General features: G+C 60.5%; 24 protein-coding genes and 1 pseudogene. 16 read left to right on the forward strand and 9 right to left on the reverse strand.

The features are described 5' to 3' along the window. Positions 1-15: 15 nt before the first annotated feature. Together CAK95_RS27695 and CAK95_RS27700 are read right to left on the reverse strand one after the other, a co-directional pair. Entirely contained in the window at positions 16-1,212 is a 1,197-nt protein-coding gene (locus tag CAK95_RS27695) for an amidohydrolase family protein (RefSeq protein ID WP_086090897.1), read from the reverse strand. A gap of 7 nt (positions 1,213-1,219) precedes the next feature. Next, positions 1,220-1,795, reverse strand: coding sequence for an amino acid synthesis family protein (locus CAK95_RS27700; RefSeq protein WP_086090898.1), 576 nt, complete (start codon positions 1,793-1,795; stop codon positions 1,220-1,222). Between the two features lie 93 nt (positions 1,796-1,888). Between CAK95_RS27700 and CAK95_RS27705 the strand changes: the two genes are divergently transcribed. Beyond that, on the forward strand, positions 1,889-2,557 hold the full coding sequence (locus CAK95_RS27705; protein WP_147413582.1) for a DUF4286 family protein: 669 nt from the start codon (positions 1,889-1,891) through the stop codon (positions 2,555-2,557). A gap of 4 nt (positions 2,558-2,561) precedes the next feature. Beyond that, positions 2,562-3,218 (forward strand): GntR family transcriptional regulator, encoded by a 657-nt coding sequence (locus CAK95_RS27710; RefSeq protein WP_086090900.1) that lies wholly within the window; start codon positions 2,562-2,564, stop codon positions 3,216-3,218. Between the two features lie 15 nt (positions 3,219-3,233). Here the strand turns inward: CAK95_RS27710 and CAK95_RS27715 are convergent, their stop codons facing one another. Further along, positions 3,234-3,647, reverse strand: coding sequence for a DUF3830 family protein (locus CAK95_RS27715; RefSeq protein WP_086090901.1), 414 nt, complete (start codon positions 3,645-3,647; stop codon positions 3,234-3,236). A gap of 456 nt (positions 3,648-4,103) precedes the next feature. On the opposite strand from CAK95_RS27715, the gene atzD reads away from it, so the two are divergent. The 11 genes from atzD to CAK95_RS27770 all read left to right on the forward strand — a co-directional run bounded on the left by atzD (position 4,104) and on the right by CAK95_RS27770 (position 14,708). After that, complete coding sequence (gene atzD, locus CAK95_RS27720) at positions 4,104-5,192, forward strand: cyanuric acid amidohydrolase (RefSeq protein ID WP_086091699.1); 1,089 nt, start codon at positions 4,104-4,106, stop codon at positions 5,190-5,192. 103 nt (positions 5,193-5,295) lie between these two features. Then, on the forward strand, positions 5,296-6,117 hold the full coding sequence (locus CAK95_RS27725) for a DUF3891 family protein (RefSeq protein ID WP_147413584.1): 822 nt from the start codon (positions 5,296-5,298) through the stop codon (positions 6,115-6,117). A gap of 243 nt (positions 6,118-6,360) precedes the next feature. Beyond that, positions 6,361-7,221, forward strand: coding sequence for an alpha/beta fold hydrolase (locus CAK95_RS27730; RefSeq protein WP_086090903.1), 861 nt, complete (start codon positions 6,361-6,363; stop codon positions 7,219-7,221). A gap of 26 nt (positions 7,222-7,247) precedes the next feature. Further along, positions 7,248-8,027, forward strand: coding sequence for an enoyl-CoA hydratase-related protein (locus CAK95_RS27735; protein ID WP_086090904.1), 780 nt, complete (start codon positions 7,248-7,250; stop codon positions 8,025-8,027). 69 nt (positions 8,028-8,096) lie between these two features. Beyond that, a complete protein-coding gene (locus tag CAK95_RS27740; RefSeq protein ID WP_086090905.1) occupies positions 8,097-8,909 on the forward strand; it encodes an SDR family NAD(P)-dependent oxidoreductase in 813 nt (270 codons plus the stop codon). A gap of 20 nt (positions 8,910-8,929) precedes the next feature. Then, positions 8,930-9,250 carry a hypothetical protein gene (locus CAK95_RS27745; protein WP_086090906.1) on the forward strand — a complete coding sequence of 107 codons (321 nt, stop codon included), beginning with the start codon at positions 8,930-8,932 and terminating at the stop codon, positions 9,248-9,250. Positions 9,251-9,423: 173 nt separating this feature from the next. Next, positions 9,424-10,632, forward strand: coding sequence for an ABC transporter substrate-binding protein (locus CAK95_RS27750; protein WP_183044193.1), 1,209 nt, complete (start codon positions 9,424-9,426; stop codon positions 10,630-10,632). Between the two features lie 82 nt (positions 10,633-10,714). Beyond that, entirely contained in the window at positions 10,715-12,601 is a 1,887-nt protein-coding gene (locus CAK95_RS27755; RefSeq protein WP_086090907.1) for an ABC transporter permease, read from the forward strand. After that, on the forward strand, positions 12,598-13,371 hold the full coding sequence (locus tag CAK95_RS27760) for an ABC transporter ATP-binding protein (RefSeq protein WP_086090908.1): 774 nt from the start codon (positions 12,598-12,600) through the stop codon (positions 13,369-13,371). Before CAK95_RS27755 ends, CAK95_RS27760 begins: the two co-directional genes overlap by 4 nt. Further along, positions 13,368-14,099: an ABC transporter ATP-binding protein gene (locus CAK95_RS27765; protein ID WP_086090909.1), complete on the forward strand. Its 732-nt coding sequence runs from the start codon at positions 13,368-13,370 to the stop codon at positions 14,097-14,099. Before CAK95_RS27760 ends, CAK95_RS27765 begins: the two co-directional genes overlap by 4 nt. Before the next feature lie 147 nt (positions 14,100-14,246). Continuing rightward, complete coding sequence (locus CAK95_RS27770) at positions 14,247-14,708, forward strand: MarR family winged helix-turn-helix transcriptional regulator (protein ID WP_086090910.1); 462 nt, start codon at positions 14,247-14,249, stop codon at positions 14,706-14,708. Between the two features lie 55 nt (positions 14,709-14,763). On the opposite strand, the gene CAK95_RS27775 is transcribed toward CAK95_RS27770, so the two are convergent. From CAK95_RS27775 to CAK95_RS27805, 6 genes and pseudogenes are all read right to left on the reverse strand, one after another. Then, positions 14,764-17,022 carry a xanthine dehydrogenase family protein molybdopterin-binding subunit gene (locus CAK95_RS27775; RefSeq protein WP_245303546.1) on the reverse strand — a complete coding sequence of 753 codons (2,259 nt, stop codon included), beginning with the start codon at positions 17,020-17,022 and terminating at the stop codon, positions 14,764-14,766. 47 nt (positions 17,023-17,069) lie between these two features. Further along, positions 17,070-17,549, reverse strand: a complete 480-nt coding sequence (locus CAK95_RS27780) for a (2Fe-2S)-binding protein (protein WP_086090912.1) — start codon at positions 17,547-17,549, stop codon at positions 17,070-17,072. After that, positions 17,546-19,876, reverse strand: a complete 2,331-nt coding sequence (locus CAK95_RS27785; protein WP_086090913.1) for a xanthine dehydrogenase family protein molybdopterin-binding subunit — start codon at positions 19,874-19,876, stop codon at positions 17,546-17,548. Before CAK95_RS27785 ends, CAK95_RS27780 begins: the two co-directional genes overlap by 4 nt. After that, positions 19,873-20,730 carry an FAD binding domain-containing protein gene (locus CAK95_RS27790; protein WP_086090914.1) on the reverse strand — a complete coding sequence of 286 codons (858 nt, stop codon included), beginning with the start codon at positions 20,728-20,730 and terminating at the stop codon, positions 19,873-19,875. Before CAK95_RS27790 ends, CAK95_RS27785 begins: the two co-directional genes overlap by 4 nt. Positions 20,731-20,950: 220 nt before the next feature. Then, positions 20,951-21,915, reverse strand: a pseudogene (locus tag CAK95_RS30530) (amidohydrolase family protein). Positions 21,916-21,936: 21 nt separating this feature from the next. Next, entirely contained in the window at positions 21,937-22,785 is an 849-nt protein-coding gene (locus tag CAK95_RS27805) for a cyclase family protein (protein WP_157699775.1), read from the reverse strand. Between the two features lie 163 nt (positions 22,786-22,948). Between CAK95_RS27805 and CAK95_RS27810 the strand changes: the two genes are divergently transcribed. The 3 genes from CAK95_RS27810 to CAK95_RS29460 all read left to right on the forward strand — a co-directional run bounded on the left by CAK95_RS27810 (position 22,949) and on the right by CAK95_RS29460 (position 25,269). Further along, the gene (locus CAK95_RS27810; RefSeq protein ID WP_183044194.1) at positions 22,949-23,551 is read left to right on the forward strand and encodes a cupin domain-containing protein; all 603 of its coding nucleotides are present in this window, start codon (positions 22,949-22,951) and stop codon (positions 23,549-23,551) included. Then, the gene (locus tag CAK95_RS27815; protein WP_198343775.1) at positions 23,469-24,902 is read left to right on the forward strand and encodes an amidase; all 1,434 of its coding nucleotides are present in this window, start codon (positions 23,469-23,471) and stop codon (positions 24,900-24,902) included. The genes CAK95_RS27810 and CAK95_RS27815 overlap by 83 nt, the downstream gene beginning before the upstream one ends. Positions 24,903-25,101: 199 nt before the next feature. Then, positions 25,102-25,269, forward strand: a complete 168-nt coding sequence (locus CAK95_RS29460; protein ID WP_157699776.1) for a hypothetical protein — start codon at positions 25,102-25,104, stop codon at positions 25,267-25,269. Positions 25,270-25,303 lie beyond the last annotated feature (34 nt).

The raw sequence follows: 25,303 nt of genomic DNA on the forward strand, positions 1-25,303 counted from the left end.
ACATACCAACGCGCATCAATGCGCGGCGGCGCTGAAGTCCTGAATGACATTGCTGCGCGCAACACGAACGCGACGAATTCCTTCCGGTGTGTTGCGGCTACGACCGACAAAGCGCGGCACACCATCGGTAATGACTGCGCTCACTGCGGCAACATCACCATTGGCGAGGGCCGAAAGCGCGTCATCCTTCGAGCCGCCGGAACATGCGTCAATGACAACGACATCGGCGTCCTTGCCCGGCGCCATGAAGCCCGAATTCAATCCATAGACTCTTGCATTGTTGCCGGTGGCAGCGGCAATCGCCCATTCCACCGGCAGACCGGCGAGACTGGCCAGATGCGTGATCGTGTACATCATGCCGAGCGGCATGATGCCGCTGCCGGTCGGCGTGTCCGTCGCGATCAGGAAGCGGTCGAATTGATCAGCCTCGCGCACCAGCTTGCTCAGCCACAATGTCGTCCGCAGATTGCCTGCGGTACAAACCTGCAGTGCAACTTTCGATTCATTGACCAGACGCGGAAAGCCCTCATCCGGCATGGCGATCGGTCCGCCGTTGACGTGGAACGACACATCAGGATCGAGCGCCAGAATGTGTTCGGACCAGATGCCCGATGAACCGGGAATGGAGGAACCGCCGGTGTGCACAGTCGTCACCATGCCGCGCGCCTTGGCCCAGGCGATCATCGGCTTGTAGTCATAAGGCGTCGGGAACGCACCAAAGCCTGCCTTGGCGAGCCACACACCTTTCGACTTCAGGTCGTCGAAATCGGCCTCTGTCAGACCTGGCTCGAGAATGATCGAGCCGGCATGAACGCGCATGCCGCCCGGCCGCCAGCCCTGAAAGCTCTTCAGCGCGGCAACGGCCAGCGCTTTCACACCTTCCGGATCCTTGGGGCGCCCCGGCACATGCACTTCGGATGCGGTGATCGACGTCGTCACGCCGCCATGCGTATAGCTTTCAAGAAAGCCGACTGTCTTCTGGCGCGGGGTGTAATCCCCGAAGGTGATGTGGACATGCGAGTCGATCAGCCCGGGGATCGCAACGGCCCCGGCCGCATCGATCACGACATCGCAGGTTTCGAGCGCCTTTGCGTCAGCCGTTCCGACGGCAGTAATCTTGCCGCCATCCATCACAATCGTATCGCCGTTGGCGAAAGGCTGACGCCAGTCGCCGGTGACAATGGTCTTGAGATTGGTGACGGCTGTTTTCATCTCGTGATCAATCCTTGCGGCGCTTCACGGCTTCGTCATAGGTCATGCCGCCGACGCGCGCGTTGATGCGACCGCGATTGGCCAGGCAGAAGATCAGTGCGATTTCATCCGGCATCGGCGCATCCGGCAACATCAGCGTCATGCCGTCATAATGCGACCGGACATAGACATCCTCGATGCAATTCATCGGAATGTCGATCGGCGTGCCCGGCGCAACCACCTTGGTCATCGACGAGATCCACGCATCGGCGCGGCCGATAGCGTCGCGGAACGGATTGGCGAAAACGGTCGTCAGAAGCGCATTGGCATGTTCTTGCTCGCCAGCGGTGCCGACCAGTCCACCCTTGCCATAGCTCTGCACGCCATAGGGCGCCATCGCCGCCATTGCCGGCTTGGCCATCTGCGCACCGAGCGCCGGGCTGGCATTGATCAGAGGCGACAGATCCTCGACATAACGGCCGAGATAGGGGTTTTCGATAATCGCGACGACGGCAACCTTGCGGAGCGGAAGGTCGGCATCGCGGCCGGCCTCGACGAAGCGCTCTTCCACAATCGTCGACGTCCGGCGAATCTTCAACTCCATGACCTTCCTCTCCCCAGCGTTGCGAAAGACAACAGTTTAAGATAGTCTGATTGTCAGACAATCGGCAAGCAAAGATTTGTGACGGAGCTGGAAATGACAATGGGAAAGGCGATCCTGTTTTCGGAAATGACGCCGGACGCCTCTTTCGAGAGCGACTTTCACCATTGGTACGATACCGAGCACATCCCGATCCGCATGAAATGCGATGGGTTCGTCAGTGGTCAACGCTACAGGTCGGATGCCGGTCCAGGCTTCCTGGCCGTTTATGACATGACGGACCTTTCTGCGCTCAAGACGCCCGACTATACCAAGATCAAGACCCAGCCGAGCGAGCAGACGCGCTGGATGCTGGACAATGTCCGTGGCTTTACGCGCTATCTCGGCAATGAAATCCATCGCAACACCAAGGATGCCGGCGCGATCGATGCCCCTATTCTCTACGCCGTCTGGTTCAATGTGCCGCAGGACCGCGCCAGCGAGTTCAACGACTGGTACGAAAGCGAGCACATCCCGCTGCTCATGAAGGCGCAAGACTGGCGCATGGTCCGCCGGTTCCGGATCGTCGATGGCGAGCCCGGGACTTGGAGCCACCTCGCCCTGCACTATCTAGCGAGCATAGCTGCCCTGCAATCGCCGGAACGCGAGGTCGCGCGAAAAACAGCATGGCGCGATAAGCTAGCAGCCGAATCGTGGTTCAAGGGAAATTATTCTATTTTTGAAAGGCACGGCGACCGTCACATTGGAATCAGCGCCGTAATCTGAAGTCATGGATCTCAAGGTTTCGCCAGTCAGCGTTCAGCAACAGGCCGCAAGCAAATTGCGAGCCGCCATTTTGGCGGGCGTGTTTCAGCCAGGAGAACGTCTGGTCGAAGCCGATCTTTGCGAACGTCTCGGCGTCAGCCGGCCGTCCGTCCGGGAAGCCTTGCGGAGTCTCGAAGCCGAGAAGCTTGTCGCGATTGTTCCGAACCGCGGGCCCCTTGTTCCCCTGATCACGTGGGAACAGGCCAGGGAAATTTACCAGGTACGTGTTCTTCTGGAGGCTGAAGCCGCCGCTGCCTGTGCGCAAAGCCTGACTCCCGACAGCATCAGACGGATGCAGGATGCTCTGGCCGACTTCATCAAGGCGGACAAAGAGGACAATGCGGTCGAGCGCGTCAACGCCACCTCGCGCTTTTACGACGAAATATTGAATGGCTGCGGCAACAGCGTCATCAAGGACATTCTCAACGGACTGCTTGCACGAGTAACGTTCCTGCGTTCACGTACGATGTCTGCCCCCGGACGCGCAAAGCACAGCGCGCAGGAGATGGCGGCTATGCTCCAGGCCATCCAGAAACGTGATTCAGATGCGGCACGAAAAGCCGCTGCGCAGCATGTCGAGCGTGCAAGTCGTGCAGCCCAGGCGATATTTGAAAAACAATAGAAGGGGATGCGAAGGTCAGGCGGCTTGGAAATCAATGTCGAGCGCTCCGTGCCACAGCACATGCTCGCCAAGTTTCCGCAACTGGTCGCGCCCCTCTTCAATCGTCATGAAATGGTTGCCGGCAAGCTGTCCCACCTTGCTGCTGAAACTCAAGGCCCCGTAAGCGATCAGAATCTCGGTTTCGCTGATCCCACCCGGATGCACGATGATATCGCCCGGCGCCGGATGGCTGGTCGCATTCTCGTAGGTCAGCCCGAGATCGAGCCCTCCGAGTGGAATCCAGACGCCTTCACCGCTCCAGCGCACATGAATGATCTTCTGACGATACGGCAGCAGCGAGCGGAATATCGCGCAGGTCTTCGGCGCAGCTTCCAGTTCGAGTTTCGCCTTGAAACTGAAATCGCCGGCTTTGATGGCAACGTGCGTCACAGATTGTGTCCCCTACAGCGCGTTCAAATAAGCAGCCCGAGGTCTGTTTAACGGCTCGTCGCCTGCAACAGCAAGCTCTCGTTTCAATGCCATGCGAGCTTTGGATATGCCGCGTGATCGACGATGCCCGCGCCGGGACCAGATTGCCGCGGAGACGCTGGCGGCGACGTGTCGTGACATCTGAACGTACTGATCATCGCCTCGATGTTGGTGTCGTAGGCCGCTCGATGCGCGAATAACCCGGCTTCTACGAGGATTAAAACAGCCGGAATTCCGGCCAATAGGAATATTTTCACGTGAAACGGGGCCTGAAAAGTTCTTGTTTCATTGACGATTCAGCCATCCCGCCGATCCGGTCCAAAGACCGGGAAGGGCTCGCCGCCCGCCCTTGCGACATCGACAAGGTCATTGCGACGCATTACCACGGCGACACGCCGCTGTTGAACGGAGTTGAACGTGCCGATCGCCAAAGTCCATCGTATTTCCGCATATTCTCCCGACGACGCCTCCGGCATTGCGGACGCGATCGCGCGCGGCGATATCGATCCGCGCGGCGTCATGGCGGTATTCGGCAAGACCGAGGGCAATGGCTGCGTCAACGATTTCAGCCGCGGCTTTGCGACCGCGACGCTGACGCAGTTTTTCAGCCGCTACATGCCCGCCGATGACGCTGCGAAAATCTGCTTCGTGATGTCCGGCGGCACGGAAGGCGCGATGGCGCCGCACTGGACCATCTTCGAACGCGCGGAAGGGGACGGCGCAGCAGGGCCGGCGCTCGCCATCGGCCGCGCGCATACGCCCGCCCTGCCCGCCGAACATCTTGGACACGCCGGCCAGATCGCGATGGTCGCTGATGGCGTCCGCACAGCGATGCAAGATGCCGGAATCACGAATGCGGACGATGTCCATTTCGTGCAGATCAAATGCCCGCTCCTCACCGCACAGCGCATCGGCGAAGCGACATCGCGCGGCGCCACGGTCGCCACCACCAGCACGCTGAAGTCGATGGGCCTGTCACGGGCCGCGAGCGCGCTTGGCGTCGCCGTGGCGCTCGGCGAACTCAAGGCCGATGCGATCACGCCATCCGATATCGGCGACAACTGGTCGTTATACTCGGGCCGCGCAAGCTGTTCTGCAGGGATCGAATTGCTCGGCCATGAGATCGTGGTGCTGGGCCTGTCGAAAGACTGGAGCGGCCCGCTCACCATCGACCACGCCGTCATGGCCGACGCCATCGATATCGAACCCGTGCGCGGTGCGATGCAACGGCTCGGCTTTGCCGCCAACGGACAATTGTCATCGGCGGAACGCGACAAACTTGTCGCCCTTCTGGCGAAGGCGGAGCCAAGTCAGAACGCAATGCTGCGGGGCTTTCGTCACACGATGCTGGACGATTCCGATATCTCGCCGACACGGCATGCGCGTGCCTTTGTCTGCGGTGCGCTCGCCGGTCTTGTCGGCCATGCCGAGATCTATGTCTCGGGCGGCGCCGAGCATCAGGGCCCCGACGGCGGCGGCCCCGTCGCCGTGATTGCGCGGCGCTGAGACTCGCGTCCGTCAAGTCTGTTATCCTGATATCGAACGCACCAATATCGCGCCAGAACGCGCGGTGTATCATTGCGCGTTAAAGGACAGGACCAGTTTCGCCATGATCATTCAGACAGCGCCGGCCGGGCAAAAGCGCCTTGCCATCATGATGAGCCAGCACACAGCGCTCTGTCAGCAATTCGCGCAGGTGTTCGGCAACGCGCAATTCGAGTCTCTCGACCCGCTGGATCTGATGATCTACGTCATTTCCAATCACGATGCCGGCTGGCTGGAATTCGATCGCAATCCGGCCATCGATCCGGCGACCAGCCTGCCCTACAACCTTGTCGAGACACCACCGGAATACATCACCGTCACCAGCCGCCTTTCTCCGGACTTCAATCAGCGTCACCATTCTTATTCCGGATTGATTTCCAGCATGCATAGCTGGGGGCTTTACAATGGCCGTTACGGCCTTTCGAAAATGGTGCTGCTCGACAAGATCGCGGAGCAGGATCGGCCGCTGGCCGACAAGATGCTCAACGGCGAACTCGATCGGCAGGCGCGGCTCAAGAGAGAACTCGAAAGGGATCCAAGCACAGCGGCCTGGCTCGACGGCCGCAAGCTGTTCCAGAACTATAAGCAGCTTCAGTTCATCGACACGCTGGCGCTTTATTTCAACCGCATCCATCCATCGGAGCGGGCCGAGCAGGTGTTTGAAAATGTGCCGATGAGTGCGAATGAGGATGTATCCGTGAGCATTCGTCCGGTGGACGCCGGCATCTATGCGCTCTCGCCCTTCCCATTCGCAACCGACAATTCGGAGTTCGCTTACGCGGGCCGTCGTATCGCGCCTGACCTTGGCAACACTGAAGGCGGCTGGCCGGCAGCACTCAAGCGCACGCCGACGGAATGGGAACGCTTTCGTCTTGTCCCCGCGTGAATGAGCGAAGGCGTCGCACATCAATGTAGCGGCTTGGATCGGAACACCGCTCCTCCGCGTGCGCTGCACAAACTGATCATCGAATAACAAACAAACCTCGGAGGAGAGGACGATCCGCCCTGCCTCCAAGCAAGGCTTGCGGTCCCCGAAAATCCCGTTACGATGTTGTTTGTACACATATGAACTCGTTTGCGCAGCGCGCTGCATAAATGAGTGGCATCGCGTGCGATCGGGGGAGGCAACATGCCGCATCTGACCATGGCCGACGGCGTCAGGCTCTATTACGAAGAGACCGGCCGCGGCACACCGATTGTCTTCGTGCACGAATTTGCGGCGGATTATCGCACCTGGGAGCCGCAGCTCCGCTTCTTTTCCCGCTCGCATCGCTGCATCACGTTCAGCCAGCGTGGCTATCCGCCGTCCGACATCCCCGAAAAGCCGGAGATGTATTCGCAGGACATCGCGCGAAACGACGTTCTGGGCGTGATGGATGCGCTGAAGATCGACAAAGCGCATGTCGTCGGTCATTCCATGGGCGCCTATACCGCGCTGCATGTCGGCCTCAACCAACCGCAACGCTGTCTCTCGGTCACCGCGGCTGGATGCGGATGGGGATCGACGCCCGATCCGGCACAGCGCGACGCGATGAAGGCGATGGCGGCGGAAACCGGCAAGATGTTTCTCGAAGAAACCATGGCCTCGTCCGCTGCGAAATATGCCGACGCGCCGATGCGCCAGACGCACAAGCATAAAGACCCGCGCGGCTGGGCCGAGTTCGCCCGCATGCTGGCGGAGCATTCGCCGCTCGGTCACGGGTTGACCATGTACAATCTGCAGCTCAAGCGGCCGACCTTGTGGGAAATGGAAGAGCAACTGAAAGCTCTTTCCATTCCACTGCTGGTCGTGGTCGGAGATGAGGACTTTCCCTGCCTCGACGGCAGCCTGTTCCTCAAACGCACCGTGCCGACCGCAGCCCTACTGGTCGTTCCGCGCTCGGGTCATACCATCACCAGCGAGGAACCGGCGATCTTCAATGCGGCGCTTGCTGACCTCTTCTCTGCGGTGGAAAGCGGCCGCTGGATGTCGCATCGGCCTGCATCGTGATGCCGATCTTGAGGATATCCGCATAGATGGCCGGCGATATCGCAATCACGGTTGAGGACAACATCGCGACCTTGCGGGTGCGCAATCCCGAGCGCCGCAATGCGATCTCCGCGACGATGTGGCAGTCAATCGCGGCGTTCGCGCAGTCGGCACCTTCGCGCCGCGACATTCGTGTGGTCATCATCCGCGGCGACGGCGATCTCGCCTTCTCGGCTGGCGCGGACATCATCGGCTTCAATGAAGCGCGATCGGGCACCGCCAATGCGAAGGGTTACGACGATCTGGTCGAGGACACCTGCCGTGCGATCGAGGCGATGCCGCAACCGGCGATCGCAATGATCAAAGGCGCCTGCATGGGCGCCGGCGCATCGCTCGCGGCATCTTGCGACCTGCGCGTCGCCTCGCAAAATGCGTTCTTTGCCGTGCCCGCCGGCCGTCTGGGCCTTGGCTATGATCCGCGCGGCATCAAACGCATGCTGCGTGTGTTCGGCCCGCTCACCGCACAGATTCTTTATACGGCACAGCGCATCCCGGCGCCCCGTTTCCATGATGTCGGCGGCGTTCACGCCATCGCGGAGGACAACGATGTCGAAGCACTCGCCACGTCATTGGCCCGTACGATTGCCGACAATGCGCCACTGACATTGAAAGCCGTGAAGGCCTCGATCCGGGCGCTGAACGCGAATGATCCGGCGTTGCTAGCCGAGGCGGAGCGACTGTCCGCACAAGCCGACGCCAGCAACGATTATGCGGAAGGGCGTGCAGCCTTCGCCGAAAAGCGCACGCCTCGATTTACCGGGAGCTGAAAGATACCGGTCTTTGCCTCCCCAACTATTTCGATCCTGAAACACACGGCCATACAAAGGAGCTCACGAATGGAACTAAAACTGACCGGAAAAACCGCCCTGGTTACAGGCGGCAGCGAAGGCATCGGCAAAGGCATTGCACTTGCCCTCGCCAGGGAAGGCGTCGATGTCGCGATCTGCGCGCGGCGCATGGAACCATTGGAAGCAGCGGCGAAGGAAATCGCCGGTGAAACCGGCCGCAAGATCGTTCCGATCACCGCCGATCTGCGTAGCGACGCCGACGCCAAGAATTTCATCGCGCAGGCCCACAAGGCGCTCGGCAAGGTCGATATCATGGTCAACAATGCCGGCTCCGCCGCTGGCGGGGTGATCGAACACCTGACCGAGGACGACTGGGAGAAAGGCCTCCAGCTCAAGTTCATGGGCTATGTACGATGCCTTCGCTACGTGCTGCCGATCATGGTCCAGCAGGGCGGTGGCCGCGTCGTGAATCTGATCGGCAATGACGGCGTGAAGCCCTCCTATTGGGAGATCTGCCCCGGCGCCGCCAATGCGGCCGGACAAAATTTGACTCTCTCGCTCGCCGGCCAATACGGAAAACACGGCATCAGCTTCTGCGCGGTCAATCCCGGTCCCGTGCGCACCGAACGCTGGGCCGGTCTCGTCAAGGCGATGTCGCGCGACATGAACCTCTCCTATGACGAGGCCGATCAGCTCGCCCCCGCCTCGATCCCGATGGGCCGTATCGCCGAGGTGGAAGAGGTTGCCAATCTCGTTGTCATGCTGGCTTCGCCGCTGATGCACATGGTCAACGGCACGATGATCGAAATCGACGGTGGACAAGAAAAGTCGCTGATGGATCGCGCGCGCGACAAGCGGTGATGAGTGTTGGGAGATGCAAAGTGACTATTCTTTGCACGCTCCTTTCAAAAAATGATCATGCGGTGAAGGGACAACTCTTCACCGCTTTTTTATTCGCAGCGATGCTGGTGGCGGCGTCGATCATGCAAGCACACGGTCTTGGCAAAGGGATAGTAGCAAAGGCATGGTCTCGCATCGTCAAGACTGATACAAACTTCATCATGCGTGCTGACTTTTGCGGCATTGCAAACATCGCGCGATCAACCGTCGCATCCGTGCAGCTTTGCCTTGACAAGACAAAAGGTCCGCCGGATTATTTGTGTACAAATAATTTCGCGACTGAGAGGCACATATTGTCGTGAGTGTTGATGGCATGCTGCAACGCCTCGCGAAGTCCGCGCCACCGTCAAAATTTTCGGCGCCACAAAAACACGTCACCGGAGCCAGCCGGTCGAACCCTCAACGTTTCCGGCCATTTTTTCGTGGCCTTCAGTATCGCTCGGCGACTATCGTTCGCAGATCAAGGAGTCTGATCATGTCGAGACGTTTTTCATTCTGTGCTGCCCTCACCGCTTCAATGGCCATTGGCCTTGCCAGTCCCGTATCGGCGCAGGGTACAATCAAGATTGGTGAACTAAACAGTTACAAGTCGCAGCCGGCCTTCCTCGACCCCTACAAGAAAGGCTGGGAATTGGCGGTCGAAGAGATCAATGCCAAAGGCGGCCTGCTCGGGAAAAAGCTTGAGATCGTTTCCCGGGATGACGGCGCCAATCCCGGTGATGCAGTCCGCGTTGCCGAAGAGCTGATCACCCGCGAAGGCGTCAACATCATCACCGGCACCTTCCTCTCCCATATCGGTCTTGCGGTGACCGAGTTCGCCGGCAAGAAGCAGGTTTTCTTTCTTGCCGCTGAGCCGCTGACCGACAAGATCACCTGGTCGAATGGCAATCGCTATACATTCCGCCTTCGTGCATCGACGTACATGCAAGTGGCGATGCTGATGCCGGACGCCGTTGCCGCGAAGAAGAAGCGCTGGGCGCTGGTCTATCCCAATTTCGAATACGGCCAATCGGCGGCAGCAGCCTTCAAGGACATGCTCAAGAAGGCGCAGCCGGATGTCGAGTTCGTGACCGAGCAGGCACCGCCGCTCGGCAAGGTCGATGCCGGCGCCGTGGTGCAGGCGATCGACGATGCCAAGCCGGACGCCATCTTCAATGTGCTGTTTGGTCCGGACCTCGCCAAGTTCGTTCGCGAGGGCAACACCCGCGACGTGTTCAAGAACCGCATGGTGGTGAGTCTGCTCTCCGGCGAGCCGGAATATCTCGATCCATTGAAGGATGAATCGCCGGTCGGCTGGGTCGTGACCGGTTATCCCTGGAGCGAAATCAACACGCCGGAGCACAAGGCCTTCGTCGACGCCTACAGGAAGCGCTGGAACGACTATCCCCGCCTCGGCTCGATCGTCGGCTATGCGACGATGCATTCGCTGGCAGAAGGCATCAAGAAGGCCGGCTCGACCGACACCGAAAAGATGATCGCGGCCTTCCGCGGCTTGAAGGTCGACAGTCCGTTCGGGCCGTTCGAATATCGCCCGAGCGATCATCAGGCGACGATGGGCGCCTATGTCGGCAAGATCGCCGTGAAGGACGGCAAGGGCACCATGTCCGACTTCAAATATGTCGACGGCAAGGACGTGCTGCCCGGACCGGAAGAAGTGAAGAAGCTGCGTCCGGCCGCACCATAAGCTTTGCAAAGCCTCCCGGCTTCGCAGCCGGGAGGCTCATCGTTTAACCACACTCTCCTCACTCCTGGTTCCGTAATCGCCCATGTCATTTGACGTTGTATTCGTGTGGGCGCTGAATGGTCTCGCATCGGCGTCGGGACTGTTCTTCATCGCTGCCGGCCTGTCGCTCATTTTCGGCGTCACGCGCATCATCAACATTGCGCATGGCTCGCTTTACATGCTCGGCATCTATCTCGCCTATACCTTCGCGACCAAGATCGGCGGTGGACTGGGCTTCTGGGGCGGCATTATTGCGGCGGCTCTTATCGTCGCCGGCATCGGGGCGTTGATCGAAATCCTGCTGTTGCGGCGCATCTATCGCGCACCCGAACTGTTTCAGTTGCTCGCCACATTTGCGCTCGTTCTGGTCATCAACGATCTGACGCTTTGGATCTGGGGACCGGAGGATCTGCTTGGCCCGCGCGCACCCGGCCTTCGCGGCGCTGTCGAAATTTTCGGTCGCCGCGTTCCAAGCTATGACCTGTTCCTGATCGCGATGGGTCCGGCGGTCCTCATCATTCTTCATCTGGCACTCGCCAAGACACGCTTCGGCCGGCTGGTGCGGGCGGCGACGCAGGATCGCGAGATGGTCGGCGCACTCGGCGTCAATCAGGCAGTCCTGTTCACCGCGGTATTTGCATTGGGCTCGTTTCTGGCCGGCCTTGGCGGCGCGCTGCAAGTCGCACGTGAGCCCGCCAACCTGCTGATGGATCTGAGCGTGATCGGCGACGCATTCGTCGTCGTCGTGGTGGGCGGTATGGGCTCCATCACCGGCGCCTATCTCGCGGCCGTCCTTATTGCCGAGATCAAGGCCATCTGCATCGGCATCGGCGTCGTCCATATTGGCGATTTCAGCATCAATTTCTCGAAGCTGACGCTGGTGGCGGAATTCATCGTCATGGCGGTCGTGCTGATCATCCGGCCGCACGGACTTTTGGGGCGCGCGCAAGGCGCGGTGCGCAGCACCGCCGAGGTCGAAGCGCCGATCCGGCCCGCGACGAATGTGGTCAAGATCATCGGCTTTGCAGCACTGATCATGCTGGCCTGCCTGCCGCTCTTCGCCAAGACCTCACCCTATTCCATCGTGCTCGGCACTGACGTCTTGATCGCGATTATCTTCGCCACCAGCCTGCATTTCATCATGGGGCCGGGTGGCATGCATTCCTTCGGCCACGCCGCCTATTTCGGTCTCGGCGCTTATGGTGCGGCCTTGCTGGTCAAGTTTGCCGCGATGCCGATGCTTGGCGCCATTGTGCTGGCGCCTTTTGTCGCGCTCGCCGGCGCGTTGCTGTTCGGCTGGTTCGCGGTGCGGCTCTCCGGCGTTTATCTCGCGATGCTGACGCTCGCTTTCGCCCAGATTGTCTGGTCGATCGTATTCCAGTGGGAGAATGTCACCGGCGGCTCGAACGGGGTTGTCGGCATCTGGCCGACCGCGCCGTTCAACACCTACGCGACTTATTATCTGCTGACGCTCTGCTTTGCGGTTCTGAGTGTGCTGATCCTGCGGCGCATCCTGTTCGCGCCCTTCGGCTATGCCATGCGGGCCGGACGTGACTCGCCCTTGCGTGCGGAAAGCATCGGTATCGACGTGAAACGCGTGCACTGGCTTGGCTTTGCCATTGCGGGAGCGATCTGCGGCATTGCCGGCGGACTGTTTGCCTTTGCCAAAGGCTCGATCTCGCCGGAAACGATCGCCGTCGGCCGCTCGATCGATGGCCTTGTCATGGTGCTGCTCGGCGGCATCCAGACGTTGACCGGCCCGATCGTCGGCGCGACGGCGCTGACCTTGCTGCAGGATACGATCATGCGGCAGGCGGAATACTGGCGCGCGCTGCTCGGCGGCATCATCCTGCTCCTGGTGCTGGTCTTCCCCGGCGGGCTGGTCGGTGGCCTGACCAAACTGTTCAACGACAGGAAGCAGCGCGCATGAGCGTTCTTGCCGTCGACACATTATGCAAGTCGTTCGGCGGCGTTCACGCCGTCGATCACGTCAGCTTTGCCGTCGGCGAGAGCGAGTTTCTGGCGCTGATCGGGCCAAACGGCGCCGGCAAATCCACCTGCTTCAACATGATCAACGGCCAATTGCCGCCCGATAGCGGCAAGATCCTGCTCGACGGACAGGATGTGACCGGGCTGACGCCGCGGCAAATCTGGCGGCGGGGCGTCGGACGCACATTCCAGATCGCCGCGACCTTCGGCTCGATGACCGTTGCCGAGAATGTGCAGATGGCGCTGCTCTCGCATGCCGGGCAGATCTTCGCGCTGTGGCGTCCCGCCGCATCGTACTATCGCGAACGCGCGCTGGAGTTGCTGGCGCAGGTCGGCATGGCCGATGCCGCCGACCGGCCCTGTCATGAACTCGCTTATGGCGACGTAAAGCGTGTCGAGCTTGCGATCGCGCTCGCCAACGAGCCGCGCTTGCTGCTGATGGACGAACCCACCGCCGGCATGGCGCCAGGCGAGCGCAACAAGCTGATTGCCCTGGTGAAGGAACTTGTGGTCAAGCGCCGGATGTCGGTGCTGTTCACCGAGCATTCGATGGATGTCGTTTTTGCCTTCGCCGACCGCATCATCGTGCTGGCGCGCGGCAAGCTGATCGCCGATGGCGATGCCGCCGCGATCCGCAAGAACCCGCAGGTGCAGGAGGTTTATTTCGGCACCGGCAGGACGTTCGAACGCAGAGGCGCTGCGGCAACATGACCGTGAACACAATGCTCACCGTGCAAGACCTGAGCGCATGGTATGGCGGCGCCCGTATTCTCTATGACATGACACTGGACGTCGCGCCCGGCGAAGTCGTCGCGCTGATGGGCCGCAACGGTGCCGGCAAGTCGACGACGATGAAAGCGATCATGGGTTTGATCGGCAAGCGCGCCGGCCATGTCGAATTCTGCGGCCGCGATATCTCGCGGCTGAAGCCGTTCGAGATCGCGCGGCTCGGCCTCGGCTTCGTGCCGGAAGATCGCCGCATCTTCTCCGAACTGACGGTGATGGAAAATCTCGATATCGGCCGCCAGCCGCCGCGCAATCTGCTGGACGGCAAGCCCGCGCCGATGTGGACACCGGAGGCTCTCTTCACACTCTTTCCCAATCTCGGCCGTATGCCGGATCGACAGGGCAGCCATATGAGCGGCGGCGAGCAGCAGATGCTCACAGTCGCCCGCACGCTGATGGGCAATCCCCTGCTGGTCCTGCTCGACGAGCCCTCCGAGGGCGTCGCGCCGGTGATCGTCGAGCAGATGGTGATCACCATTCTGGAGCTGAAAAAGCAGGGCCTTTCGATTCTCCTGTCCGAGCAGAACATCCATTTTGCCGAACTCGTCTCGGACAGGGCCTATGTCCTCGAGAAGGGCCAGATTCGCTGGCAGGGAAGCATGCAGGACCTCGCCGACAATATTGATGTCCAGCGAAGTTTTCTGACCGTCTGAACGGGCTGGGACAAAACCGATGGCCGGATGGAGCAAAGCACGTTATGCCATCCGCCGAATCGCCTCGAATACGTTAGAGCATGATGTTGTCCGAAAACCGCTTCGCACTTGTCAGCATCATGTTCTAGAGCGGCAGGAAAGCTGTTGATGCTCAACCAGGCTCGTCCGAAATCGGTCTCCCGCAAGCCGGCTGCGAAGCCGCCCTATGTGCTTGACGACCAGGTTGGCTTCCTGATGCGCGTGGCGATGCAGCGCCATACCTCGATTTTCATGTCGGAGATGACCGACAAGCTCACGCAGACGCAGTTTGCGGCGCTGGCAAGGCTCCTCGAAGTCGGCCCCTGTTCGCAAAATCATCTCGGCCGGCTCATTTATCTCGATGCGGCAACGATCAAGGGGGTGGTGGACCGGCTGAAGCTGCGCCGCCTCATTACCACGCAGGACGACCCGAATGACCGCAGACGGCGCGCGGTCACGCTGACCGAGAAGGGTCGCAATGTCGCAAAAGCCGCCGTTGAACATGCGGCAGAGATTACCGCGACAACACTGAAGCCGCTGTCACCCGACGAGCAGGAAACGATTGTCCGGCTGCTGAAGAAGCTAACGTAGAGCGTTTTCAAGCGAAGTTGCGGTTCGCGTGAAGAAAACGCGTCAAAACAATAAGCTAGCGCTTTTCCGGCAAGACGCGATCGAGAATATCCCGCATCCGCTGCGGCGTAACCGGCAATTGCGTGACGGCGCCGGGCACGCCGAGCGCGTCATCAATCGCGGACGCAATGGCGGCCCCCACGGCATTGGTACCGCCTTCGCCCGCGCCTTTGAGGCCCAGCGGGTTGAGCGGGCTCGGTGCATCCTCGCAGATCAGCACATCGAGGGCCGGAACTTCCCTTGCTGTGGGCATCAGGTAATCGGCGAACGTAACGTTCATCGGCTCACCGCGTTCGTCATAGGTGAACTCCTCGAACAACGTGCCACCGAGTCCCTGCGCAAACCCGCCGGCGATCTGGCCTTCGACCAGCATCGGATTGACCGCACGGCCGATGTCATAAGCGACGAGATAGCGTTCGACTGCGACATGGCCAGTCTCGCGGTCAAGGCTCACAACGGCGACATGAACGCCATAGGGATAATTCATGTGGTTGGAGAAGAACCACCCCTCTCCGGTAAGACCGGGCTCGCGGCTGCCACGCGTCTTTGAAGTCGGAAGAAGATGCCTTGCGATCTCGGCCAGGGAAATGGACGGACCGGACGCTTTTGCCGTCTTCCTGATTTCGCCATTCACGATGCCGAGCTCATCCACCGTGCATTGCAGGAGTTCGGCGGCCATTTCGGTCGCCTTTTGCCGAACCTTGAGCGCGCCAAGCCGTGTGGCCTCTCCCGTCATCACGGTGACGCGCGAGGCGAAGGCCCCGAGTCCTTCATCGATCCGGTCGGTCTGGCCGTGGATGACGCGGATGCGGTCGAAATCGACGCCAAGCGTGTCGGCGCAGATCTGTGCAATGACGGTCTCGACACCCTGCCCGACCGACGCCGCGCCGGTGACGATCTCGACCGCGCCGCCGGGATCGACGGTGATCTTCACGTTGTCGAATGGACCAAGGCCGCTTTTCTCTACAAAAATGCCAAGACCCGCGCCGACCAGTTCGCCTTTCGCGCGGCGTGACTTCAATTCATCTTGCAGTGTCGTCCAGCCGATCCGCTTCAGCGCCTTGTCGAGCAGTCCCGCATATTCGCCAGAATCGAGCACGACTTCCGTGCCCAGCGTATCGATCGGACGCTTGTATGGCATTTCCGCGGACGCGATCAGATTGCGGCGGCGCGCTTCAACCGGCGTAATGCCGGCCCTTGCCGCGATGGCATCCATCAGGCGCTCACGCACGAAGGTGCTTTCGAAGCGCCCCGGCGCACGATAGGTGCCCGCGGGCGTCTTGTTGGTCAGCCTGATATGGCCGACGGCACGATAATTCGGAATCCGGTAGGGACCGAGCAGCATGGCCGCCGCAAGATCGGGAACGGTCGCTGCATGCGTCCGTACATAGGCGCCCTGATCGTGAAAGAACTCATTCTCGATGCCGAGGATTCGACCTTCTACGTCGATTGCAGCCCGGACATGATGGCATTGTTGGCGCGAATGATTGGCGGCAATAAGGTGCTCGCGCCGGTCTTCGATCCATTTCACCGGCCGCCCGAGGCGCAGCGCAGCCGCGCAGACCAATACATCTTCGGGGTAAAGTTCGCCGCGGATACCAAATCCGCCACCGACATGGCCTTCGTGGAGGTGCATCGCGGTCCGGTCGCGGCCGAGCATGCGGGCGAGCTGATCGCGGTTCCAATGCGGCACTTTTGCGGCGCCATACATCTCCAATATGTCACGCGCAGCATCATAGCGGCCGATCGCCCCGCGTGTCTCCATCGGCACGCCCGAATGCCGCCCGATCGACAGATCGAGTTCGACAACGGCATGCGCTGCGCCGAAAGCGCCATCCACATCGCCATAGCCTTTGCGAATGACGGCAGGCTCCGTCAGGCGTCCCGGTTCAAACTCGGTCGGCGCGTCACTTGCATCAAGCGTAACCGGCAGTTCCTCGATCTCTAGGTCAACGAGATCGGCGGCGTCTTCCGCGACATAGGCGTCCGTCGCAAAAACGGCAGCGACCGGCTCGCCAACATAGCGCACCCGGTTCTGCGCCAGTACATGCTGGCGATAGCTTTCCAGCCCTTCGATCCGCGTCAGGCGGAAATCGATCGGCGGAATATCGGCGACATCGTCACCGGTCCATATCGCAACGACGCCCGGCAATGCGGATGCAGTTTGCGTATCGATGCTCCTGATCAAGCCATGGGCAAAGGGCGAGCGCACGATCCGCATATGCAGTTGCCGCGGAAACGAGACATCCGCGGCAAACATTCCCTTCCCGGTCACGAGAGGGGGGTCCTCCTTGCGGCGGATCGATCGTCCGATCAGCGACATCAGCTTGACCGCATCTGCTCCGCCGCCATGCGGACGGCCTTGATGATGTTCTGGTAGCCCGTGCAACGGCAGAGATTCGATGACAGCACATCAACGAGATCCTCGTCGCTGATATCCGGCTCGCGCTCCAGTACGCCGGTCGCCAGCATCAGAAATCCCGGTGTGCAGAAACCGCATTGCAGACCGTGACAATCCATGAAGGCCTGTTGTAGCGGATGAAGCTTGCCACCCTCGGCAAGACCCTCGACGGTGCGGATCGCCTTGCCGTCAGCCTGCACGGCGAACATCAGGCAGGACCGCGCCGGGACGCCTTCGATCAGGACGGTGCATGCCCCGCAGACACCATGCTCGCAGCCGATATGCGTGCCGGTCTGGCCGCAATCCTCGCGGATCGCATCGGCCAGCGTGCGGCGCGGTTCCACAGAGACGTTGTGCGTCTGACCGTTGATGTTGAGCGTTACATCGGTTTTCTTCGTCACGACCACTTCCCTGACTGTTGCAGCGCCGTGTGAATCCGCTGCGGCGTTGCCGGGGCTTCGTTAAGTGTAATGTCGAACGGCGACAGCGCGTCGTTGATGGCATTGATGATCGCCGCCGGTGCACCAATGGCGCCGCCCTCGCCCAGACCCTTCGCCTGAGTGAGCGTGTCGCCAGTCAGCGTCTCGAGGTGAAAAATCTCAATGGCCGGAATTTCGTGCGATGTGGGCGGCAGATAATCGGCAAGCGTTGTTGTCAGGATATTGCCGGTCTCGTCATAGATGATTTCCTCATAGAGCGCGTTGGCGATGCCCTGCGCGACGCCGCCATGGATCTGGCCTTCGGCGATCATCGGATTGATCAGCCGCCCTGCATCTTCTGCAACGATGTACCGCTCGATCTTCACGCCACCCGTTTCGACATCAACCTCGACAATAACGGCATGGCAGGCATTGGAGAAAGTGCCGCCCGGATCATAGCTCGCCGTCTCGCTTAAGCCCGGCCCAAGATCGGTAAACAAATGCGCCTTGTGATAGGCCGCCCGCGCAACCTGCTCGACCGGGAGAAAGCGATTGGTGCCTTTCACCTTTGCCGCGCCATCCTCCAGCTCGATCTCGTCGGGATCGGCCTCCAGCAAGCGCCCCGCAATCTGCAGGAGCTTGCTGCGGACCTTTCGTGCCGCGAGCAAGGTCGCGCCGCCGGCGATCACCGCAGAACGGCTGGCGAAGGTGCCAAAGCCGTAGGGTGTGCGGTCCGTGTCGCCGTGCACCACAGTGACCTTCGACGGATCGACGCCAACCTGATCGGCGACGATCTGCGCCAAGGTCGTCCGCAAACCTTGACCATGCGGCGACGCGCCAATGCGCGCTTCGACACGGCCGGACGGGTCCATGCTGAGATCGACGACCTCCCAGCCAGGCGTGATCTCCATGCCGCGAGCAGCAAAAGCCGGCGTGCCATAACCGGTGCGCTCGGAGAAGGTTGCGAGGCCGATACCAAGATAGCGGTTGTGCTTGCGGGCCTCGGCTTGGCGCTGCCGGAAGCCCGGAATGTCGAGCGCCTCGACCGCGATCTCCATCGTCTCCCGATACGATGCATCGTCAAAGACGAGACCCGTCGCCGAGGTGTAAGGAAACGTGGTGATGAGATTGCGCCGCCTGATGTCGACCAGATCGAGCGCCAGCGTCTTTGCGGCCTTGTCCATCAATCGTTCAAGGGCAAGGGTGATGACCGGCCGCGACACACCGCGATACGGTGCCATCGGGCAGGTGTTGGTGACAACGCCGCGCGCATGACAGGCATAAGCGCGCACGTCATAGGGGCCGGGCATTTCCGCCATTGCCATCAGCGGTTCGACGGCGCAGGTGGTCGGGAAGCAGGAATAGGCGCCGATATTGGCGAGGACATCCGCGGACAAGGCCAGCAGCTTGCCGTCGGAGGCGAACGCTCCTTGTAGCGTGACATACTGATCGCGGCTATGGAAACAGGCGATCAGATTCTCGCGCCTGTCCTCGGTCCATGCCACCGACATGCGCAACCGCCTGGCGAGCCATACCAGCGCGACATATTCCGGCGTCAGTGACATTTTCTGACCGAAGCCGCCGCCGACATCGGGAGCGATCACCCGCAGATCCGATTCCGGGATACCCACGAGATCGGCAATCGCCGTCCGCATCAGATGCGGCATCTGCGTCGAGCAGGTCAGCGTGATGCGTCCCGAGACGGAATCGAAGGCCGCGTGCGCGCCGCGCGGCTCCAGCGGCAGGGCGTTCTGACGCCGTGACCGGATGTCGACGCTGACGATTTGTGCGGCGCTCGTCCAGACGTCATCGAAGCCTGGCGTTTTTACACGCCCCTCAACAATGACATTGGCCGGCGCTTCACTGTGCACTGCTGGCGCGCCCTCACCGATCGCCGCTCTTGCATCGACCAGCGGCGGCGTTTCCTCGATCTCGAGTTCGACCTGCTCGGCGATATCCTCGGCATCTTCCTCGCTGTCGGCGACCACGACCGCAACCGGCTCACCCATGAAGCGAACGACGCCGTCGGCGAGAACGGGATGACTGATCGGGATATAGTTGAACTTGTGCAGCATCGGCCGGATCGGCTTCACGCCATCAAGATCCGCAGCCGTGATCACCATCGCGCCTGGCGGTAGGGTGATCGCCTTGATGCGCCCGGATGCAACGGGGCTGCGCACGAAGCTCACCCAGCGCTGCGCGGCAAGATCTCCGGTGAAACGGCCACGGCCTGTAATCAGAGCCGGGTCTTCAACGCGCCGGATGGAGCGGCCAACCCAGGTTTTGATGTCGTGATCGTGGGCGCTCATGCGGCCGCGCGTTCCAACGCCCGACGCGTGACCGTGCGAACGAGATCGCGCCGGAATTTCGCATTCGCTTGCAGGTCCTCCATTGGATCGACAGTCGCAGACGCTGCTTCCCCTGCGGCGGCAAACGCTTCCGCGCTCGGCGCTCTTCCACTCAGAGCAGCCTCAGCTTCGCTGATGCGGCGCGGACGCCCCTCGGCACCACCAACACCAACGCGTGGCTCGACAATAAGACCGTCCTCCAGACGATACGTCACGAGCGACATAGCAATGGCATAATCGCCCGCGCGCCGGCTGAATTCGTAAAAGCCAAAATGCGTATCCGGCGGCAGAAGCGGCAGACTAGCCTCAGTCAAAAGCTCGTTCTCGGCGAGATTGGTCGTCATCGCCCAGTCGAAAAAATCGTCGGCCGCAAGCTGGCGCGTCCCGCTCACACTGCGCGCGGTGATCGTTGCGCCGAGCGTTGCGGCGACCAGGCACCATTCCGACGCCGGATCGGCATGCGCAAGGCTGCCGCAGAAGGTGCCACGCGTTCGGATCGGGTAATGGGCGATGTGCCGCATCACGAACGACAAAAGTGAGCCCAGCGGCCCCTCAACCACCGGACGCTGAAAGGCCGCGTGCCGCGTGCCCGCGCCGATCACCAGACGACCGTCAGCCACCGCAAGCTTATCGAGCGCGGCGATGCCGTTGATATCGACCAGATGCGCCGGACGCGCCATGCGGAACGCCATTGTCGGAACAAGGCTCTGCCCCCCCGCCAGCACGCGCCCGTCGCTCGGGGCCACCTCGCCAAGGATCGCGACAGCATCCTCGACCGTTTTTGGCGCGTGATAGGTAAAGGCCGCAGGCTTCATCGGATCGGGCTCGTACCAGGCTTCTCACCAGGAGATTGCTTGTATGCTAACAATCTCCCCGCCAGCGTCAATGCGTGTTTTTCTTCACTCCAAACTGAAAAATGCCGACGATCGCGGCACCCTGCATCGTCGATCATCAGCCTAGGATAAAAAAGCGCGGCAGCCCGCGACGGACGCAGAAGCGGCTGCGGTGGCCGTCGTCGCGCCGCAGCCGTTTGCGCTACATTTTCAGCAGCCTCTTGGCGTTTCCGCTCAGGATCTTGACCTTGTCGTCGTCGCAGAGCGGCACGCCGCGCATCCAGTCCACCGCCGGTTTGCTCTCAGACACGAACGGCCAGTCGACGGCAAAGAGGATGCGGTCGACGCCCATTTCCATGACGCTGCACAGCAAAGCCGGATTGGAGAAAAAGCCACTCGTCGTAACCCAGAAATTCCGGCAGAAAATATCACGGAAGCTCAATGACTTTTGCCCCGGCCGCGACAGGGCCTGATCGATGCGCCACACCAGAAATGGCAGCGTCTCGCCGAAATGCCCGACGATAATCTTGAGATTGGGGTGATGCTCGAAGATGCCCGACAGGATCAGCCGGATCGCCTGCGTGCCGTTCTCGATCGTGTAGCCCCAGGCCGGACGCGCGAAACTCGGAAACTGCTTTTCGTAATCCTGGAAATAGGCACCCCTGACCGCGTCATGCGGGACGGCGGGGTGAAGATAAATCGGCACATCCAGTTTTCGGCGCGTGTGAAAATCGGCCAGGATTTCGGCAGGTCGAGAAATTCGCCGTTGGACAGCCCGTTAATGATCGCCCCCTTGAAGCCGAGCCCCACGCAGCGTTCGAGTTCGTCGGCCGCGGCCTCCGGCGCATTGGTCGGTAGCGACGCAAAGCCGGCGAAGCGGTCCGGTTTGTCAGCAACCACCGCGGCCAACCTGTCATTGACGCGCTTCATCAAAGGTATGGCGACATCTGGAGCGAGCTTCTGCCCGGCCGGTGCGCCATGCGACAGCACCTGGATATCGATGCCGGCTTCATCCATGTCGCGAATGCGTTCGCCACCGAAATCCTCCAGTCGCTTCTGTATTTTGTCGCCTTTGCCGATCTCGCTTCCGGTGAAGTGAGACGCGAGTTCCGGATCCCAGTAATGTTCTTCTATCGCGATAACTGAACAATGCGGTTTCGCAAACATGCCGTTCCTTCGCCGCAGCCGCTAGGTCAAGATGGCCTTCGCAGCATTGCCCATCGCTTCCACCGAGGCATCGCCAGTATCGAGGAACGCAACGATACGGCACGGGCAGCCTTCAAGGCCTTCGTAGCGCCAGGGGAAGGCCCCGATCAGGCAGCGCTGGTTGAGCACCAGCTCGATGTCACCGCCGAGATTCTCCGCATGCAGCAGGCCTTCCTGGAACGCCCAGCTATGGAACGGAAACATATCCTGCTGCACTTTTCTGCCGGATTTCTTGTGTGTGTATTCGAAGATTCCGAAGAATTCTGCCGGCGTTTTGCCATGCTTCTTGGTGAATTCATCCGCGAGATCTGGCCGCATACGGCGGATCGACGTGTTCATCGCGTGATCGCATGACCCCGTATCCATGCCCCACCACTTGATTTTTTTGTTCAGCATCCAGTGGAGCGTGTCGAGATTCGGCCCCGGGTGATAGCAGAAGTATTTCACGAGATCCTGCTGCGACTGCCCCTCATAATGCTTGTGCCAGCCGGTATGCAGGATGAGGATATCGCCTTCGCGGATATCGGCGCCGGCGCTTTCGATGATCTCCGGCGTGATCACCGCCCAGTCATGCATATACCCGGAGATATCGACGACCACCGCCTTGTTGAACAGATAATCGAGCGGCAGATGCGCCATGTCGCCATTGCGGTTGTCGGTCGCATGCATCGCGCCGTCGAAATGGGTACCGACGTGCAGGGCGGTGTCGATGCGTTGCGCGACGATCATCTGCGTCTGCAGGTTCTGAGCATAATACATCTTGTTGCCGGCATAGCCGACCCAACCCGGCGTATGCACGTTCATGACGTGCGTGAGATCGACGATTTTCAAGAGACCCTCCACAAACTTCGAACCAACCGGCAAGCGCTTCAGATGATGTGAACCGGCAAGCTTCACACCCCGGCCCTCCCGAATTTGAATATTATTAATGAATAGTTTAATCATGTCAAAATTGGTATTTGCAGCACTCAAGGACGCGCACGAGGAACATTCCATGACCGGCGAATCCGCGCCGAAGGATCAGGTCGATTTCGACGGCACAACCGCGACCACGCTCAGCGCAATCGGCAACCGAATTCGCGAATTGCGTCAGGCACGCGGACTGACGTTGCAATCGCTTGCCGATGCCTGCGCCCTGAGCCAATCAATGTTGAGTCTGGTTGAACGCGGACGCGCCTCCCCCTCGATCGGCTCTTTGATCGTCATCGCCAATGCGCTCGGCGTGCCAATGTCCGAACTCATCGTCGCGCAGACGACCGACGATACGCGGTTTGTCGTGCGTCGCGAGGATCAGCGCGTGATCAAGACCGCGACCAATGTCATTCGACGCCTCCTTCGTGAAGATCGCATGCGTGGCGTTTCCATCGCGATGAACGAATATCAGCCGAATACGGGCGCCAACGCCGCCCCGATCACGCATGACGGATACGAATACGGCGTTGTCCTGGAGGGCACGCTGACGGTGGAAATCAACGGCGCGGCGTATATCCTGAACGAGGGAGATTTGATCTCCTATGGCTCGCGGCGTCCGCACCGAATCTGGAATCACGGGTCCACAAAAGTGCGCACGCTCTGGATCAATCTTCAGCAGGACTAGACCGTTGCACGTGACTGATCGGCGAGAAAGCTCCATGTCCATTCGTGATCTGGTCGAGACCTGCCTGGCCAACATCCACAATCTCGACGGCGAAGGCTCTCGCGCGTTCACGCGAATCTATCACGAAGCGGCCCGACAACGGGCGGACGTTCTCGACCGGACACAAGCACGCGAGAAAGGGCTGCCATTGGCAGGCATGCCAATATCGATCAAGGATCTTTTCGATATCGCAGGAGAGCCGACGCTGGCCGGTTCTCAGGTCTTAAGAGACGCGCCCCCCGCAGCAGACGATGCCGAGATCGTCCAACACCTGCGAAACGCCGGCGCGATCATTATCGGCAAGACCAACATGACCGAGTTCGCATTAAGCGGCCTCGGGCTCAACCCGCATTATGGCACACCGGCCAGTCCATGGCAGCGCGAGACGCGGCGCATTCCCGGCGGCTCGTCATCCGGCGCCGGCATTTCCGTCGCATACAACATGGCAATCGCCGCGATCGGCACCGACACCGGCGGCTCCATCCGCATTCCGGCTGCGATATGCGGCCTTGTTGGATTCAAGCCGACCGCCGCAACCATTCCTCAACGCGGCATGCTGCCGCTGTCGCGCAGTTTCGATTCCATCGGTCCGATCGCCCGTGACGTCAGCACCTGCGCAACCATCTATTCCGTGCTGTCGGGGCAGCAACAAACTTCGCTAACACCTCTCCCACTCCCATCGATCCGGCTGGGCGTTGTGAAGAACATTGTCCTTGATGATCTCGATGCTCAGGTCGCAAAGACATACGAGGCTGCGTTAAGCCGTCTGTCGGCGACCGGCATTCAATTGCAGGATATGGCACTGCCGGTGCTGGATGGGCATTCCCTCTATTCCGTTCACGGTGGCATGATCGTAGCCGAAGCCTATGCCTGGCATGAGAAGCTTTTCGCCGAGCGCAGCCATGCGTACGATCCGCGGGTCGCTTCCCGGATTGCACACGGACGTCGTATTTCTGCGGACGACTACAAGGCCTTTCAGGCCGAGCGCGCCCGCCTGATCAGGCAATGGGACATTGAGACGGGGTCCGTGGACGCAGTCATCATGCCGACGATCCCGATCATTGCGCCGACCATCAGGGAAGCGGACGCTGATGCAAACTACAACCGGCTCGACCGACTCATCCTGCGCAACCCGACAATCGGCAATCTCATGGATGCATGCAGCATCACCCTGCCATGCCATGAAGCATTAGACGCGCCCGTCGGCCTGATGCTGACTGCGCGCGGCGGACGCGATCGTGAACTCCTCCGTATTGCCAAGATGCTGGAGGGAGTCTTGCCACCGCGACAGGATGCGATGATCCAGTCCTGATCGGCCGGCACGGCTTCACGTCGCCTGCGCGATCTCGTCAACCGAACGAAACGCCGCGAGCAGCCGGTCGCTACGCCAGCCGGTCGCAGGAGGTCCAAGTATGCCAAATTATCCAGCGATACGTGACTGTTTACGCAAGAAGATATATTATATTGATACCAAATACGGGCCTGTCATTTTGGCCCCTGGAGTACTGAAAATGCGCACCTTTATTTTCGCACTCGTTGTTGCCGCGTTGCTTGGTCTGGGTTGGGCCTTCGGTTTGAATTCCTTCCAGCGGAGCGTCGCAACGGCTGACACCAGCAGCAGCGGATCGGTTCGTCTGGATCAGCAGGAAGTCGTCAATTATTACGGCCGCGAAGGCTGACCGTAAAACAGAAGAACAGCAAAAAACGCTCCAG

The sequence above is a fragment of the Pseudorhodoplanes sinuspersici genome (assembly GCF_002119765.1).
Taxonomy (GTDB): Bacteria; Pseudomonadota; Alphaproteobacteria; order Rhizobiales; family Xanthobacteraceae; genus Pseudorhodoplanes; species Pseudorhodoplanes sinuspersici.